The organism is Micromonospora sp. NPDC057141, assembly GCF_042670805.1.
Taxonomy (GTDB): Bacteria; Actinomycetota; Actinomycetes; order Mycobacteriales; family Micromonosporaceae; genus Micromonospora.
The window spans coordinates 73697-88815 of record NZ_JBHUVA010000013.1 but is presented as its reverse complement, the minus strand read 5'-3'; the positions used below and the strand labels follow the sequence as shown (position 1 = coordinate 88815).

Here is a 15119-nt window from a genome sequence, read left to right as displayed (position 1 = left end):
CACCGATGCGCCCCGTACTCTTCGCCAGCCCCGCACACCCGGGCCAGCTCAATCCCCTGCTCGCCATCGCCGGGGAGCTGTCCCGGCGCGGCGAGCCGGACCTGTGGTTCGCCGCCGAGGAGGACGCGCGGGACCGGGTGGCGGCCACCGCCACCGGCAGCCCGCTGTGCTTTCGCTCCACCGGGGACACCCTGCTCCGCGTCGACGACGAGCTGTACACCGCGATGACCCGAGGGCCGATGACCACCGCCGGCCTGGTGGCCCTCGCCCGGAAGGTCCGGACCCCGGCGGTGGCCGACCAGGTACGCGAGCGGACCCTCGAACAGATCGACGAGATCCGGCCCGCGTTGATGGTGATCGACGTGCTGAACCTGGGCGCGCTCGACGCGGCGCTGGCCCGGGGCGTGCCGTACGTGCTGAGCCTGCCGTTCCCGCCCAGCAACGCCTACCTGAGCCGGCTGCCGTGGGACTACCCGACCCCCACCTCGGGACTGCCGCGCCGGCTGGGCCTCCGGCAGCGGTGGGCCAACCTGACCTTCCGGGCGCAGCTGCGGCTGTCGCTGCTGCGCGCGCTCGCCGGGCAGGCCCGGCACCGCCGCGCCCAGCGGATCGGCAACGCCTTCGGCGACCCCGAGAAATACAGCGCCGCCGCGACGGCCGTCTTCGGCTACACGGTGTTCGGGCTGGAGTATCCCTTCCCCGCGCCGGAGCACCTGCACCTTTTCGGCCCGATGGTGCCACCACGCGAACCCACGCCACGCGAACCCACGCCGGGCGAACCCACGCCGGGCGAACCCGCACCGGGCGGACCGACGCCGGGCGACGAGTTGACCAGCTGGCTCGACCGGCAGACCTCGGTGGTCTACGCCTGCCTGGGCACCCTGGCCCGGCTCACCGGCCCGCAGGTGCGCGCGTTCGCCGAGGCGCTGGGCGCGATCGGGCCCGAGCACCAGGTGCTGTGGAAGCTGCCCGCCGCGCAGCGGCACCTGCTGCCCGGTCCGCTGCCGCCGCACGTACGGGTCGAGGAGTGGATACCCTCCCAGCTGGACGTGCTGGCCCACCCGAACGTCCGGGCGTTCGTCTGCCACGGCGGGGCCAACGGCTTCCACGAGGGCGTCCACTTCGGGCAGCCGATGCTGATGACCCCGTTCTGGCTGGACTGCTACGACATCGCGGCCCGCGCGGTCGACGCCGGCGTCGGGCTGGCGCTCGACCACCCACCGCACGTCGACGCGGGCGAGGTGGCCGGGAAGCTGCGCCGGCTGCTCACCGAGGAGAGCTTCCGGGAGCGCAGCCGGCACTGGGGCGAGCAGTGCCGCCGGGCCGGCGGGGTCGGCCGGGCCGCCGACCTGGTCCTAGAGCTCGCCGCCGCCCGCTGACGCCCCTGCCGGGGTGACCGCTGACGCCGCCGGGGTGGCGAGCTTGGCCCGTGGCCGGTCGGCGTCCGGATGGCGCAGTTCGTCGAAGATCGCCAACGCCTCCCGCCACGCCCGGCGCGCGGCGGCGAGGTCACCGGCGTCCCGCAGGCTGTCGCCCAGGTTGTCCAGCACCTCCGCCTCGTCGTACCGGTCGCCGAGTTCCCGGTGCAGCGCCAGCGCCCGCCGGTAGCAGTCCGCGGCCCGGTCGTGGTCGCCGCGACCGTGGTGGACGTAGCCGAGGCTGTCCCAGGTCAGCGCCGCGCCGTGCCGGTCGCCGGTCTCCTCGTGCAGGCGCAGGGCCGCCCGGCAGCAGTGCAGCGCCGGCCCCGGCTCGCCGAGCCTGGCGTGCATCCAACCCAGGTTGTTGAGCGCCTTGGCCTGCCCGACCCGGTAGTCGGCGGCCCGGTACAGGTCGAGGGCCAGCCGGGTCTCGTCCAGGGCGGCCCGCAGCCGGCCCTGCCGCGCGAGCACCCAGCTCACCCCGAGGTGCGTGTGCGCCCGGCCGGTGTCGTCGCCCAGCTCCCGGTAGAGCTCCAGGTCGCGGCGGTAGTGCCGGTGCGCCGCCTCGTGGTCACCCGACCAGGTGCAGGCGATGGCCAGGCCCCGGTGCGCCAGGGCCTGGCTGGCCAGGTCACCCCGGCGCAGCGCCGCCGCCAGGGCGGTCCGCTGCGCGGCGGCCAGCTCGGGCCAGTGCCCGCTCCGATCGAGATACGTGGTGAGCGCCGCCGCCAGCGTCCACGCGTGCCGATCCAGGCCGGTGCCCGCCGTCTGCTCCACGCAGGCCAGCAGGACGTGGTGCTCGGCGGCGAACCAACCGGTCGCCCAGCCGTGCTCCGGCCGGTCGCCCACCGTCACCCCCGGCTCCGGCTCCGGCAGCGCGGCCGGCCGGGCCAGCCGGTACGGGTCGAGCAGGTGATCCGCCGCGTGCGAGGCGTGCAGGTAGTGGTCGAACAGGCGACGCCGGGCGGCTTCCCGCTCGGCCTGCGGGTCGAGCCCGTGGCACAACTCCGAGGCGTACGCGCGGAGCAGGTCGTGCATCGCGTACCGGCCGGGGGTTCGCTCGGTGAGCAGGTGCGCGCGGGTCAGCTCGGCCAGCAGTGGGCCGACCCGGGACAGGGGCAGGCCGGTCAGGCTGGCCACCGCCGGCCGCGCAGCGTCGGGACCCGGGTGCAGCCCGAGCAGCCGGAACAGCCGGGCCGACGTGGCGTCCAACGCCTGGTACGACCAGGAGAAGAGCGCCCGGACGTCGGTCGCGGGGTCCCCGGTGGTCAGCGCGGTGAGCCGGTCCGGGTCGGTGTCCCGCAGCTCGGCGGCGAGGGCCGCCAGCGGCACGTCGGGCTGCCCGACGGCCCGGGCCGCCACGATGGCCAGGGCCAGCGGCAGGCCGGCGCAGCGTCGGACGATCTCGTCACGCGCCGCCGGCTCGCGGTCGGCGCGACCGCGACCGAGCCGGCGGCTCAGCAGCTCCCGCGCCTCGGCCGGCGGGAGCAGGTCCAGCGCCACCGGGTGGGCCCCGTCGGTGACCACCAGGCCGGTGAGCCGGTTGCGGCTGGTCACCACGACCAGGCTGCCCGGCGATCCCGGCAGCAGGGGGCGCACCTGCTCGTCGTCGCGGGCGTTGTCGAGCAGCACCAGGACCCGCCGGCCGGCGAGCAGGGTCCGGAACAGGGCGGCCTGCCCGGGCAGGCCGGTGGGCACCCGCTGGGGTGGCACGTGCAGCGCCTCCAGGAAGCCGCGCAGCGCCTCGCCCGGCGGCACGGCCCGGCCGTCGAGGTCGAACCCGCGCAGGTTGACGTAGAGCTGCCCGTCCGGGAAGCGGTGCGCGATCCGGTGCGCCCAGTGCACCGCCAGCGTGGTCTTGCCCACCCCGGCGGTGCCGGCGATCGCGGAGATCACCACCGCCCGGCCCGCGCCGCCCCCGCCGGTATCTCCGCCGCCGCCCCCGCCGGTGTCTCTGCCGCCGGCCCCGGCGTCCTCGGCGGTCCTGGTGGGCAGCAGCGCGTCCAGTTGCCGCAGCGCCACCGTCCGGCCGGTGAACCAGGCCGGGTCGCCGGGAAGCTGCGCCGGGGATGGCCCGGCGGACCGCGACGCGGGTTCCGGGGGCCCGGTCGCGGCCTGCGGCGACGCGGGTTCCGGGGGAACGACCCCGGTGGGCGGCTGCCCCCGCAGCACCCGCAGGTGCGCCCCGCTCAGCTCGGGGCCGGGCTCCACGCCCAGCTCGGCGACGAGGCGACGCCGGGTATCCGCGTAGAACCGCAGCGCGGCGGCCCGCTGGCCGCAGCCGGCCAGGGCGAGCAGGTACCCGGCCACCAGCGGCTCCCGCAGCGGATGCTCGGTCACCAGGGGACGCAGGGTGCACGCGACCGCGGCGAACCGGCCGAGGCCGAGCTCCACGGCCGCCAGCCGCTCGTGGGCGAACAGCCGCTGCTCGTCCAGGCCGGCGGCGGCGGTGTCGACGAAGGCTCCGGCCGCGCCGGCCAACGCCGGCCCGCGCCACAGCGCCAGGCCGTCGCGCAGCAGCCGCGCCGCCTCCGCCGGCCGGCCGCTCGCCTCCTCGGCACGGGCCCGCTCGACCGCCACCGTGAACTCGGTCAGGTCCAGCTCGGTCCCGCGTACGGTGAGCCGGTAGCCTCCGCCCTGGGTGGCCAGGAGGTCGGCCGCGCCCGCTTCCCGCAGGGCCGCCCGGATCCGGGAGACGCAGACCTGCACCTGGGTCCGGGCGCTGGCCGGCGGGTCGTCGGCCCAGAGCGCCGCCACGAGCTGCCCGGCGGAGACCAGCCGGTCGGCGTTGAGGAGCAGCAGCGCGAGCACCGCGCGTTGCTGAGGACGGTCGATGGCGAGGACCCGGCCCCCGGCGGTCACCTGGACGGGGCCGAGGAGGGACCACCGCATGGCTTTCCTTCGGTCGTGATCGGACGACCACAGTCTATGGACGGCGGGTGCGGGACGGCCGGCGGCAAGCCGTCGGATAGCGGACGACAAGCGGGCCCGCCCAGGCTCTCCTCAGCCGTCGGCGCCACGGGTCCGGCGGGAGGCCGGCCGGCACAGCGCCGACCGCGCGGTGGACAGGGAGAGCGACATGCGAGTTACCAGGGGACGGGGCACGCTGACGGCCGTCGTGTCGACGGCAGCGGTGCTGGCCACCATGGGCTGGGCGGCACCGGCCTCGGCGGACCCGGCGGGGCTGGAGACGGTCACCCAGTCGGCGGCCGAGAGCAGCGCGGACAAGTCGGCGTTCGCGGCGTGCCCGACCGGCAAGGTGGTCACCGGGGGCGGCGGGTTCCTCACCGCCGGCTCGTCGGCCGAAGGACACGTCGGGCTGGACCGGCTGGAGCCGCTGTCGAACGGCACCGGATTCTTCGCGACGATGCGGGAGGCGGGTCCGGTGAACTTCGCCGGGGACTGGGGGCTCCAGGGCCTCGCCCAGTGCGTCACCCCGCCGGCCGGTTACCAGGTCGTGGCGGCGACCGGGGCGGTCGGGACGCAGTACGTCACGGCGAGCTGCGGGACGAAGAAGGTCATCGGGATGGGTGGGCGGATCAACAGCGGGCTAGGCGACGTCATGCTCGACCAGGTGGTGCCGTCGTCCGACCTGACGTCGGTGACCGTCCGGGCGGTCGCGGTGCAGGGCACCTCGCCGGCCGGCTGGAGCGCCACCGCCATCGCGGTCTGCGCCAACGCGCCCGCCGGGCTGGAGCGGATCGTGCTGACGGGAGCGGGCGCAAGCAACTCGTCCAGCAGCCACCTGAAGGTGTGCCCGGCCGGCAAGGCGCTCTACAGCGCGGGCGCGGACATCAACGCCGGCAACGGTCAGGTGCTGCTCACCGGGATCAACATCGTCCCGGGCACCACCGTGCGGGTACGGGCGGACGAGGACGCCGACGGCTTCGCGGGCACCTGGAGCCTCAGCGCGTACGGCATCTGCGGTAGCTGACCCGAGGCCGGGGCCGCCGATGGCGGCCCCGGCCGTCGGCCCGGGCGGGGGCGGGCGTCAGATCGTGTAGAGGATCTTCACGCCGTCGAGGCCCGTCGCCGAGACGGCCGTGCCACGGACGCCGGAGTTGAGGTTGCGCCAGGCGGTGTCGCTGGACGCCTCGTACACCCGGCCGTCGTTGACCGGGTGGAGCAGCTTGTTGCCGTTGACGACCATCGACACGGTGGCCGAACCGGCGATGCTGTTGACCGGGAGCATCTGCCAGCCGCTGTGGCTGCCGGACTCGTACACCTGACGGTTGGCGGCGACCTGCCCGCAGTTCTGGCTGGTCATGTTCCGAGCCGGCGAGGCGGGGCCGGAGACGTTCAGGGACCGGTGGACGGGCTGCCGTCGGAGGTGCTGCCGGAGGGCACCCCGTGCTGCCGACCCGGCCGATCCGCTGGCCGGTCGACACCCACTGCCCGGCACCGACCATGGGCGATTCGATCATGTGCAGGTAGACGGTCCGCCAACCGCCACCGTGATCGATCGTCACGTACCAGCCGCCGCTGTTCCCCCAGCCGGCGAACGTGACGGTGCCGCCGTAGGAGGCGAGGATCGGCCGGCCACTGCTCGCGCCGCCGGTGAAGGTCATGTCGATGTCGTAGTCGTCGTGGCCGTAGTAGGTGGCCACGAACGCGAGCGTCGAGGCGGCGGCGGTGGCCAGTGCCAGCAGGCCGACGTGAGGAGCCGGGCGAGCGAACCCGCCATCGGGGGACTCCCTCCAGACTGGACGATGAGGTCGAAGGACGTCGATCACATGCGCATGCCGGCCGGCAGCACCACGGGAATTGCAATGCGCGCAATACCGACGAAGCTTTTCCCAGGAACGGCAAACGCGATCGGACATTCCGCCAATTCATTCGGACGGAATTGCGACACTCGGATCGACGGACAGGACCGCAATCTTGCGCGGAAGTCGGGCCCCTGCGAGACTCTGACCAATCGAGTTCGGCGAATTGCCGACTACTCGATCCAGCAACAACCGACCTGCTCGATCACGACGCACAAAAAGGACGCGTGCAATGACGAGAGTACGTCCACGCTGGCAGCCCCGAGCCCTCGCCGCCCTGACAGCGGTCGCCGTCTCGGCCGCACTGCTCGCGGCGGCCAGCCCGAGCCAGGCTGCGGGCCGCTCCTCTTCCCTTTCCGCCGGAGCCACGACCTATTCGACGCAATCCACCGCCGCACGCGGATCGATCACCGCGACGGCAAAGGTGGGCGCATTGGACATCACCTGCACGCTGACCCCGTACAAGCCCTTCGTCTACTACGGCGGCCCGTACGGCGGCGGCGAGGAAGGCATCGCGACCGTGCGGTGCACCCAGCCCGTGTACGCGATCCAGGTCGAGGTCGCCCTGTTCCGCTACAGCAGCCAGGTCACGTACAACACCCACACGAGCTACAGCACCACCACCGCGAGCGCCGACACCGAATATCCCCGGGTCTCCGGCGAGTACCGGACCGGCGCGGACGCCTACATCACCTGGACCTACGGCGGCCCCACCAGCTTCATCCCGCTCACCTTCAGCGAGATCGCCTACCTCTGATTCCCCATCGGGGATCGGCTGTCAAGGTGGTGCGCTCACCGCCGTTGCTGCGCATGACCTTCTCGTGCGCGCCCAGCATCTTAACGATATATCGATACGATACATCGGACACTGGCTCGACGGGTGAGGGAGCGGCGGATGAGGCGGGTCGACTACGACACGGAGCAGCACCAGCACTACGCCCGCGGCCGGGCGCTCACCGAGCAGCAGTTGGGGGCGTGGATGAGCGCCTTCGCAGCCGCGCTGCCCGAGCGGCGCCCGCTCGTGGGGCTGGACGTCGGGTCAGGGACCGGCAGGTTCACCCCCGCGCTGGCGCGAGCCTTCGGGCCGGTCACCGGGATCGAGCCGTCGGTCCGCATGCGCGCGGTCGCGCAGGCGCAGTCCCCGCATCCCGACGTGCGCTACCTGGCGGGCTCCGCCGAGGACCTGCCCGTGCCGTCGAGCAGCGCCGACTACGCGCTCATGTTCCTGTCCTGGCACCACGTTCAGGACAAGCCCCGAGCGGCCCGGGAACTGGCCAGGGTCCTCAGGCCGGCCGGGCGGCTGCTGCTGCGCGGCAACTTCAGCGACCACCACCCCGAGCCCTGGTGGCTTGGCCACTTCCCACGCGGCCTCGAAGCGGACCTCGCGCAGTTCCAGCCGCTGCACGAGGTCATCGCGATGTTCACGGCGGCCGAGTGGCGCGTCACCGGCTTCGGCACGGTCACCCAGCCGTCCGACGGCACCCGCGCCGAGATGCTCGAACGGCTGCGCCTGCGCGCCCTCTCGTTCTTCGCCCAGCTCGACCCCGACGAGGCGGAAGCCGGCCTCCGCAGCATCGAGGAGACCGTGGCCGCCGACCCCGACGCGCCGTCGCCCCCGCTGTCCGAGCCGCTGCTCACGCTCGAACGGCGCTAGCGTGGCTCACCCCAACCACCTCCGTGGGAGTGGTGGACGATGTGGGGATGGCGATGGCGTTCCCCGAACCGACGGCTCCAGCAGCCGGTCGAAGCGAGGTGTTCCTGCGATACCTCGACTACTTCCGAGGGATGGTGGTGGCGAAGGTCTCCGCACTGCCCGCTAGCGAGCTGCGCCGCAGCAGGATTCCGTCGGGGTGGACGCCGCTTGAGCTACTCAAGCACCTGCGTTACGTCGAGCTGCGCTGGATCGAGTGGGGATTCCAGGGACGCGAGGTCCGAGACCCGTGGGGAGACTGGTGCGGGGACAGGTGGTACGTAGCGTCCGACGAGACCCGCGACGGTCTGGTGGCGGCGCTGTGTGCACAGGGTGTCCGCACGGGAGCCGTGATCGCGAGCAACGATCTGATGACGGTTGGAGCTCCTGGTCCAAGGTGGGATGGCGCACAACCGGCGTCGCTGGAGCGCGTGTTGTTCCATCTCCTGCAGGAGTACGCCCGTCATGTCGGGCACCTCGACATTGTCACCGAGCTCGCGGGCGGCCCCACCGGCGAGTAGGTCCTGCGGTTCGCTCCGGCGAGTCCTGACGATAAGCGGGGAATCCGGGATGGATTGGTGATCACCAGCGGACCCCGCCCCCACGGGCACCGACAGCGCTGCTGGTTTGCTGCTGCACCTGATCGCCGCACAAGACTGAAAAGGCCGTCTCCGACTGGCGGGAACGGCCTTTGAACTGGGTGGAGCTGAGGGGATTTGAACCCCTGACCCCCTCGATGCGAACGAGGTGCGCTACCGGTCTGCGCCACAGCCCCTCCGCCGGTGAACCGGCTTCGGTCCCACCTGGCTTGCACCAGGCGGGCCGGCGACAAGACTAACAGCACACCCGCCCGCCAAGCGAATCCACCCCGCCGACCCGGCCCGCGCCTGCTCACGGGTCCTGCCGACGCCCACCGTGTCGGCGACATGGTGGGGTCCGACGGGGCGGGATACCGCTATGTCCCCGACATGGAGTCGATCAGAAGGCGGTCAGGCCGGGTGGGAGGTGCGGCCCGACTGGTACGGACGGCCCCGCAGCCCGCCCGCCCGCCGGTACGACACCGAGCCGCCACCGCTGGCCGCCGGCGGCAGGTCGGCGGGGCGGTCCAGGCCCATCGCCGTACGGCGCACCGCCTCGCGCTGGGCCGCCAGGCGGCGCTGGGCCTCCCGGCGGGCCGCCGCCCGGCGGGCCTGCTCCCGGCGCACCTCGGCCTGCCTGTCGGCCAGCCACGCGGCCTCCCGGGCGTGGGCGCGCCGACGGCGCCGCTCGGCGAGCGCCCGCTTGCGCAGGTGCACCACGTACGTCACCAGGAGCGTGGCGGTCACCGAGAAGCTGATCCAGAAGCCGGGCCCGACGACGGCCACCCCGATCAGCTCGACGACGTTGAGCAGCAGCAGCGCGGCGAGCACCCGGCGCCTGCGGTAGATCGCCGGGGTGTGCGGCCGGCGGCGGGGCGCGGCCCGTCGACGGGACTTGGCGGCCGGCGGAACGGCGCGCAGCCGGCCCCGCCGCCGGGCCGGGACGGGCGGGGCGGAGACGGGAGCAGCGAAACCACCCGTACTCACGTTTTCACTGAGGGTGACGACGAAGACGCGGGAGGGATTGACCGGTCGGCGACCCGGGACAGTGCGCCGCCGCCGGCGGCGCTGGAGTACCCGCGCCGTCGACTGCGCCCGCTCCGCCACCAGCCGCTCGGTGGCGTCGTACCGGCGAACCAGCGCCGGCGCGAGGGCGAGCAGACCGGCGGCGGCGAGGACGGCGAGGAGCACCGAGGTCGGCACCCTCACCCCTCCCGTCACCAAGTTCGGGGCAACCGCCGTACGGCCGCAGGATCTTCGACGGGCCCCGTTCCGGGCAGTCGATCATGCGGTCGGGCAGCGCTTGCCGCAGCTTGCAGTTACTTGAGGTTACGGGCCGCCGACCACCATGATTGTGCGCCGCGCCGATCAGGCGGGGGTGGGTCGGTTCACCCCGTGGTGGCGCGCAGCCGGTGCCAGCGGGCCAGCAGGCCGCCCTCGGCGGCCACTTCCTCGCTGGTCATGGCGTATCCGATGTGGTCGCGCCACGCACCGTCGATATGCATGTAACGCACGTGGTACGACTCCTCGCGGAAGCCGAGCTTCTCCACCACCCTGCGGGACGGCTTGTTCTCCGGCCGGATGTTCACCTCGATGCGGTGCAGCCCGCCCGGGCCGAACGCGTGGTCCACGGCGAGCGCCAGCGCGGTGGGGATCACCCCCTGCCCGGCCACCCGGGAGTCCACCCAGTATCCGGCGTACGCCGAGCAGAACGCCCGCCGGACGATGCTGCCGATGTTGAGGTGCCCGACCAGCCGTTCCCCGCCGTGCTCACGCAGGCAGACCGCGAACGGCATCCCCTCGCCGGTACGCGCCGAGCGGCGCTGGTCCTTGTGGACCCAGCGGAACGCCGCCGGGGAGTTCAGCTCGTCCCAGTTGCCGGGCAGCGCCGACTCCCACGGGGCCAGCCAGGCCCGATTGGCACGGCGCACCTCCGCCCAGGCCGCCGCGTCCGAGCGCCGGTACGGCCGCAGCAGCACCGGGCCGTCCGCGAGCACCACCGGCCACCCCGGCGACCGCCCCGACCACAACGACGTCACCGGGCCAGCCTTCCGCTCGCGACTGCGGGGCTCGCAAGCTCACTCCTCGCGCTCACCGGCGCCGGTCCAGCAGGAGGACGTCCACGGTGGAGCCGGCGGCGGCGGTGGTGACCCGCTCGCCGAGCACCATCAGCCCGTTGGCCTCGGCCAGGCCGGACAGGGTGAACTTCCCGCCTGGCAGCGGTTGGACGGTGTAGCCGCCGCCGCGCCGCTCGGCGACGTGCGCGGGGCGGAACTCGCGCAGCCCGCCGGGCGAGGTGATGGTCTCCAGCAGGTGCGCGCGCACGCTCGGCCGGAACACGGGCTCGGCCCCGGCCAGCAGGTTGATGGCGGGCCGGGCCAGCACCTCGAAGCCGATCAGCGCCGCGCCGGGCTCGCCGGGAAGACAGACCACCGGCACCTCCTCGGCGCCGACCGTACCGAACCCGAGAGCGGTGCCGGGATGGAGGGCCACCTCGGTGAAGGTGACCGGCCCGGCCCGGCCCCCCTCCCGCCGGGACAGGATGCGGCGCACCATGTCGCCCGGCCCGGTGCCGGTGCCGCCGGTGGTGATGATCAGGTCGGCGCGCAGGGTCTGGTCCTCCAGCAGCCCGCGCAGCCCCTCCGGGTCGTCGTCGCAGATCCCCACCCGGTACGCCAGTGCGCCCACCTCGGCCGCGGCGGCGGTCAGGGCGTGCGAGTTCGCGTCCACCACCTGGCCGGGCTGGCTGCCCCGGCCCACGTCCACCAGCTCGTCGCCGGTGGCCACGATGACCACCCGAGGGCTGGGCCGCACCACCACGTGCCCGATGCCGGTGGCGGCGAAGACGGCGACCAGGGCCGGGGAGACGTACGTGCCGGCGCGGGCGAGCAGGGTGCCGGCCGGCAGTTCCTCACCGGCGCGGCGCACCCCGTACCCCCGCTTGGGGGTGCGGAATATCTCCACGGCGGCCATGCCCTGGTCGGTCCACTCCACCGGCACCACCACGTCGGCGGTGATCGGCAGCGGCGCGCCGGCGGCCACCGAGAAGCAGGCCCCCGGGGTGAGCCGGACCGGCCGCCAGCTCGCCGCGCCGAGGTCGCCGACCACGTTGAGCCGCACGGTGCGGGACCCGGGCGGGCCGGAGCGACCGGAGTATCCGCCCGCCGCCCGGCCCGCGCCGGACAGGTCGTCCCAGCGCGCCGCGTACCCGTCGACGGCCGCCTGGTCGAAGGCCGGGTAGGAGTGCGGCGCGACGACGTCCTCGGCGAGGACGTTGCCGTGTGCCTGGGTGAGGTCGAGGTCGAGCGGAGGCAGCGCGCGTAACCTGCGCAGCACGCTGCCCAGGTAGTCGGCGAGCGGCGTCAACTCGTTCGCGGCCGCCTCGGCGTCGGCCGTCGCGGTCATGTATTAGGACCGCCCGACCCGTCGCGCATGCCGTTGAGGATCGCCTCGGTGACGGTCTCGTCGCCGTTGTTGACGAACTCGGTGAGCCACGTGCGGAACTCCGCGCCGAGGTCGTCGCGTTCGCAGGCGATCTGCACCACGGTCTGGAGGTAGCCCAGTGGCATGCCGGTGTCGTAGCGGGTGCCCCGGTAGACGATCGCATGCACCGGCACGCCCTCGGTGCGCAGCAGCTCCATCGCGTCGGTGAGCTGGATCTCGCCGCCGCTGCCCGGCTCGGTGCGCCGGATCGCGTCGAAGATCCGCCCCGGCAGCACGTACCGGCCGAGGACGGCGAGGTTGCTGGGGGCAGCCTCCGGGCTGGGCTTCTCCACCATGCCGGTGACCTTCACGACCTCGCCGACGTCGGTCAGTTCCGGCTCGGCGGGTGCGACGGAGGCGATGCCGTACCGCTTGGTCTCGGCCGGGTCGACCTCGAAGAAGGCCAGCACGATGCCGCCGGTGCGGGCCTGGAGCTCCAGCATCGCCGGCAGCAGCGGCTCGGACGGCTTGACGAACTCGTCGCCGAGCAGCACCGCGAAGGGCTGGTCGCCGACGTGCGACTCGGCGTACCCGACGGCGTGGCCGAGGCCGAGCTGCTCCGGCTGCCGGCAGGTGTAGATCTCGGCCAGCTCGCTGGGGCCACGCACCGCGGCCAGCCGCTCGGTGTCGCCCTTGGACTCCAGCCGGGCCTCCAGGTCGGGCCGGCGGTCGAAGTGGTCCACCATCGATGTCTTGCCACGCCCGGTGATCAGCAGCACGTCGCCGATGCCGGCCTGGGTCGCCTCCTCGACGATGTACTGCAGGACCGGCCGGTCGACGACCGGCAGCAGCTCCTTGGGCACCGCCTTGGTGGCCGGCAGGAACCGGGTGGCCAGGCCGGCGGCCGGGATGACGGCCTTGACCGCGCGGGAACGACCGGTTGCGGTGGCCGCTGAGGGGTTCGCTGAGTGCTCCGACATGTCGCGAGACTATCGGCCACGGCCGTGCTGCGACGGGTGAGGACCGGAAGACGCGCCGCCGGCCCGGGGCAGGCCGTCGGCGGGGCTGACCGAACCGGCCGGCACGGCGAGCTCCTCCACCGGCGGCCAGGGCCGCGCCTCGGCCAGCCGCCAGGTGTCCCGGCCCGCCGCCTTCGCCGCGTACAGGGCGTCGTCGGCCGCGTCGAGGACCTGCTGGCCGGTGGACGCGTGATCCGGATAGACGGCGATGCCGACGGAGACGGTCACCCGGATGCGCGCCCCGCCGCCCGAGTCCACCGGGACGGGGGCGTCCCGGGTCGCCGCGCCGAGCCGCTCGGCGACGATCGCCGCGCCCCGCGCGTCGGTCTCCGGCAGCAGCACCACGAACTCCTCCCCGCCCTGGCGGAAGGCCAGGTCCACCTCGCGGATCTCACCCCGCACCCGACGGGCGAACTCGACGAGCACGGCGTCCCCGGCGGCGTGCCCCCAGGTGTCGTTGACCTCCTTGAACCGGTCCAGGTCCAGGGCGAGGACGCTCAGCATCCGGCCGAAGCGGCTGGCCCGCTCCACCTCGCGGCGGATCGACTCGCGCAGGTAGCGGTAGTTCCACAGCCCGGTCAGCGGGTCGGTCAGCGACAACCGCTGGGCCTCCTCGTGCACCCGCACGTTGTCCACCGCCACCGCCGCGTGCCCGGCGAAGGTCCGCAGGGTGTCCAGGTCGGCGTCGTCGAACTCGTCCCCGCCGAGCCGGTCGTAGAGCACCAGCACGCCGAGCGCCGCCGCCGGGCCGCCGGGGCCGCCCGGGTCCGCGCCGGGCCGGGCCGCCGGGTCGGCCGGTCCGCCGGGGGCGGCGAAGGGCACCGCGACGTACGTCTCGCAGCGCGGCTCCCCATCCGCCTCCGCCGCCGGGTCGGCCCGCCCCCGAAGCGGCTGACCGGTGGCCGCCACCGCGCCGACGATCCCGCCGCCGACCGGCACCCGCAGGCCGGCCGCGCCGGCGACCTCCGGCTCCGCCCCGGCGTGGGGCGGCCAGCGCCCGTCGAGTCCCTCGGCGCACCGGCCGACCAGCACGCCCCCGTCGGCCAGCAGCACCGCCCCGGCCCGGGCCCCGGTGGCCGCGATCGCGCTGTGCAGGATGACCCGCAGGATGCGTTGCAGGTCGTGGGTGCTGGCCAGGGTGTCGCCGAGCACGGCGAGGTGGCCGCGGAGCTGGTCCCGGCTGCTGGTGAGCGCCTGCACGTAGATGCCGGTCTCCCGGGTCATCCGGTTGAACGCGCCGGCCAGCCGGCCCAGCTCGTCGCGGCTGCGCACCGGCACCCGGGTGGCGAGGTCGCCGTGGGCCACCCGGTCCGCCGCGCCGGCCAGCTCCACCAGCGGGCGGGTGGTGACCCGGGCCAGCCGCCAGGCGGCGGCCACCGCCAGCAGCCCGGCCAGCAGCACCGCGCCGACCAGTGCCGCGTACAGATCGGGGGGCTGCTCGCTGGGGACGGAGAGCACCAACGGCAGCGGCTGGCCCGGCGCGGGGAGGATCCGGCGCACGTACCGGCCGCCGCCGGTCCCGGTGACCTCGTTGCCGGCGGTCCGGCGCGCGGCGGCGAGCACCCCGTCGCGTACGGCCGGGGCCTCGGTGCTGTGCGCGACCCCGACGGAGCCGGACGCGCCGTCGAGGAGGGTGACCGCGACGCCGGTGACCGCCGCCAGCCGGGCGACGAGGCCCGGGTCGACCGGCTGGGCGGCGACGACCGCGCCCAGGTCGCCGCCGGCCCGGTCGCGCAGCGCCACCCGGGCGGCGAGCGCACCGACCGGGCCGGTGGCCGGATCGGCGGCACCGCAGTCCCGCCAGGGCTGGACGGGGGCATCCGGGGTGGCGTACGTCGGGACGCCGGTCACGTCGGTGACCAGCACCGCGGCGGCGAGGCCCCGGCTGACGACCTGCCCGGCCGTGCCCGCCCGCCCCGCCGCGTCGGGGACCAAGGCGACCGCGTCGGCCGCCGCGCGCAGCTGCTGGCAGAGGGCGTCGACCGAGGTACGCACGGTCACGGCGGCCAGGCCGAGCCGCTCGGTTGCGCGGTTGCGGTCGACGGCCGTCATGGTCAGGCCGACGAAGAACGCCCCGAGCAGGACCGGGCCGAGCACCACCGCGAGGAAGGCCGCCGTCAACCGCCCGCGTAGCGTCAACGCTCCCCCCGGAAGTTCCGCGCCCGATGTAGCGATGCTGACACAGTGCGACCGTGAGACAAACGTTGCGTCAGGAGTGTTGCGTG

12 protein-coding genes, 1 tRNA gene and 1 pseudogene are annotated in these 15119 nt (G+C 74.4%); 5 read left to right on the top strand and 9 right to left on the bottom strand.

Annotation, left to right across the window (positions count from 1 at the left end; all coding sequences use genetic code 11):
- Positions 1-5: 5 nt before the first annotated feature.
- Positions 6-1379, top strand: a complete 1374-nt coding sequence (locus ACFT41_RS10995; RefSeq protein WP_377582606.1) for a glycosyltransferase — start codon at positions 6-8, stop codon at positions 1377-1379.
- On the opposite strand, the gene ACFT41_RS10990 is transcribed toward ACFT41_RS10995, so the two are convergent.
- Complete coding sequence (locus ACFT41_RS10990) at positions 1356-4310, bottom strand: BTAD domain-containing putative transcriptional regulator (RefSeq protein ID WP_377582608.1); 2955 nt, start codon at positions 4308-4310, stop codon at positions 1356-1358. The two genes, ACFT41_RS10995 and ACFT41_RS10990, sit on opposite strands and share 24 nt — an antisense overlap.
- A 187-nt stretch (positions 4311-4497) precedes the next feature.
- On the opposite strand from ACFT41_RS10990, the gene ACFT41_RS10985 reads away from it, so the two are divergent.
- Positions 4498-5352: a hypothetical protein gene (locus ACFT41_RS10985; protein WP_377582610.1), complete on the top strand. Its 855-nt coding sequence runs from the start codon at positions 4498-4500 to the stop codon at positions 5350-5352.
- Between the two features lie 57 nt (positions 5353-5409).
- On the opposite strand, the gene ACFT41_RS10980 is transcribed toward ACFT41_RS10985, so the two are convergent.
- Positions 5410-5685 (bottom strand): hypothetical protein, encoded by a 276-nt coding sequence (locus ACFT41_RS10980; protein ID WP_377582750.1) that lies wholly within the window; start codon positions 5683-5685, stop codon positions 5410-5412.
- Between the two features lie 88 nt (positions 5686-5773).
- Positions 5774-5986, bottom strand: a pseudogene (locus tag ACFT41_RS10975) (murein hydrolase activator EnvC family protein); the annotation flags it as partial.
- A 631-nt stretch (positions 5987-6617) separates the two neighbouring features.
- On the opposite strand from ACFT41_RS10975, the gene ACFT41_RS10970 reads away from it, so the two are divergent.
- The 3 genes from ACFT41_RS10970 to ACFT41_RS10960 all read left to right on the top strand — a co-directional run bounded on the left by ACFT41_RS10970 (position 6618) and on the right by ACFT41_RS10960 (position 8395).
- Positions 6618-6941, top strand: a complete 324-nt coding sequence (locus ACFT41_RS10970; RefSeq protein WP_377582612.1) for a hypothetical protein — start codon at positions 6618-6620, stop codon at positions 6939-6941.
- 138 nt (positions 6942-7079) lie between these two features.
- Positions 7080-7838, top strand: a complete 759-nt coding sequence (locus ACFT41_RS10965; RefSeq protein ID WP_377582614.1) for a class I SAM-dependent methyltransferase — start codon at positions 7080-7082, stop codon at positions 7836-7838.
- Between the two features lie 47 nt (positions 7839-7885).
- Complete coding sequence (locus tag ACFT41_RS10960) at positions 7886-8395, top strand: DUF664 domain-containing protein (protein ID WP_377582616.1); 510 nt, start codon at positions 7886-7888, stop codon at positions 8393-8395.
- A 180-nt stretch (positions 8396-8575) separates the two neighbouring features.
- On the opposite strand, the gene ACFT41_RS10955 is transcribed toward ACFT41_RS10960, so the two are convergent.
- The 6 genes from ACFT41_RS10955 to ACFT41_RS10930 all read right to left on the bottom strand — a co-directional run bounded on the left by ACFT41_RS10955 (position 8576) and on the right by ACFT41_RS10930 (position 15033).
- Positions 8576-8649, bottom strand: a tRNA-Ala gene (locus ACFT41_RS10955).
- A gap of 214 nt (positions 8650-8863) precedes the next feature.
- A complete protein-coding gene (locus ACFT41_RS10950; RefSeq protein ID WP_377582618.1) occupies positions 8864-9661 on the bottom strand; it encodes a hypothetical protein in 798 nt (265 codons plus the stop codon).
- Positions 9662-9840: 179 nt separating this feature from the next.
- Positions 9841-10449 (bottom strand): GNAT family N-acetyltransferase, encoded by a 609-nt coding sequence (locus tag ACFT41_RS10945; RefSeq protein WP_377582736.1) that lies wholly within the window; start codon positions 10447-10449, stop codon positions 9841-9843.
- 94 nt (positions 10450-10543) lie between these two features.
- On the bottom strand, positions 10544-11857 hold the full coding sequence (gene glp, locus ACFT41_RS10940; protein WP_377582620.1) for a gephyrin-like molybdotransferase Glp: 1314 nt from the start codon (positions 11855-11857) through the stop codon (positions 10544-10546).
- Positions 11854-12855 carry a UTP--glucose-1-phosphate uridylyltransferase gene (locus ACFT41_RS10935; protein WP_377582622.1) on the bottom strand — a complete coding sequence of 334 codons (1002 nt, stop codon included), beginning with the start codon at positions 12853-12855 and terminating at the stop codon, positions 11854-11856. Before ACFT41_RS10935 ends, glp begins: the two co-directional genes overlap by 4 nt.
- Positions 12856-12864: 9 nt before the next feature.
- Positions 12865-15033: a diguanylate cyclase gene (locus tag ACFT41_RS10930; RefSeq protein WP_377582624.1), complete on the bottom strand. Its 2169-nt coding sequence runs from the start codon at positions 15031-15033 to the stop codon at positions 12865-12867.
- Positions 15034-15119 lie beyond the last annotated feature (86 nt).

Coding starts and splice junctions, on each gene's coding strand:
- ACFT41_RS10995 (WP_377582606.1), top strand. CDS start 6: ATGCGCCCCGTACTCTTCGCCAGCCCCGCACACCCGGGCCAGCTCAAT.
- ACFT41_RS10935 (WP_377582622.1), bottom strand. CDS start 12,855: ATGTCGGAGCACTCAGCGAACCCCTCAGCGGCCACCGCAACCGGTCGT.
- ACFT41_RS10965 (WP_377582614.1), top strand. CDS start 7,080: ATGAGGCGGGTCGACTACGACACGGAGCAGCACCAGCACTACGCCCGC.
- glp (WP_377582620.1), bottom strand. CDS start 11,857: ATGACCGCGACGGCCGACGCCGAGGCGGCCGCGAACGAGTTGACGCCG.
- ACFT41_RS10960 (WP_377582616.1), top strand. CDS start 7,886: ATGGCGATGGCGTTCCCCGAACCGACGGCTCCAGCAGCCGGTCGAAGC.
- ACFT41_RS10980 (WP_377582750.1), bottom strand. CDS start 5,685: ATGACCAGCCAGAACTGCGGGCAGGTCGCCGCCAACCGTCAGGTGTAC.
- ACFT41_RS10990 (WP_377582608.1), bottom strand. CDS start 4,310: ATGCGGTGGTCCCTCCTCGGCCCCGTCCAGGTGACCGCCGGGGGCCGG.
- ACFT41_RS10985 (WP_377582610.1), top strand. CDS start 4,498: ATGCGAGTTACCAGGGGACGGGGCACGCTGACGGCCGTCGTGTCGACG.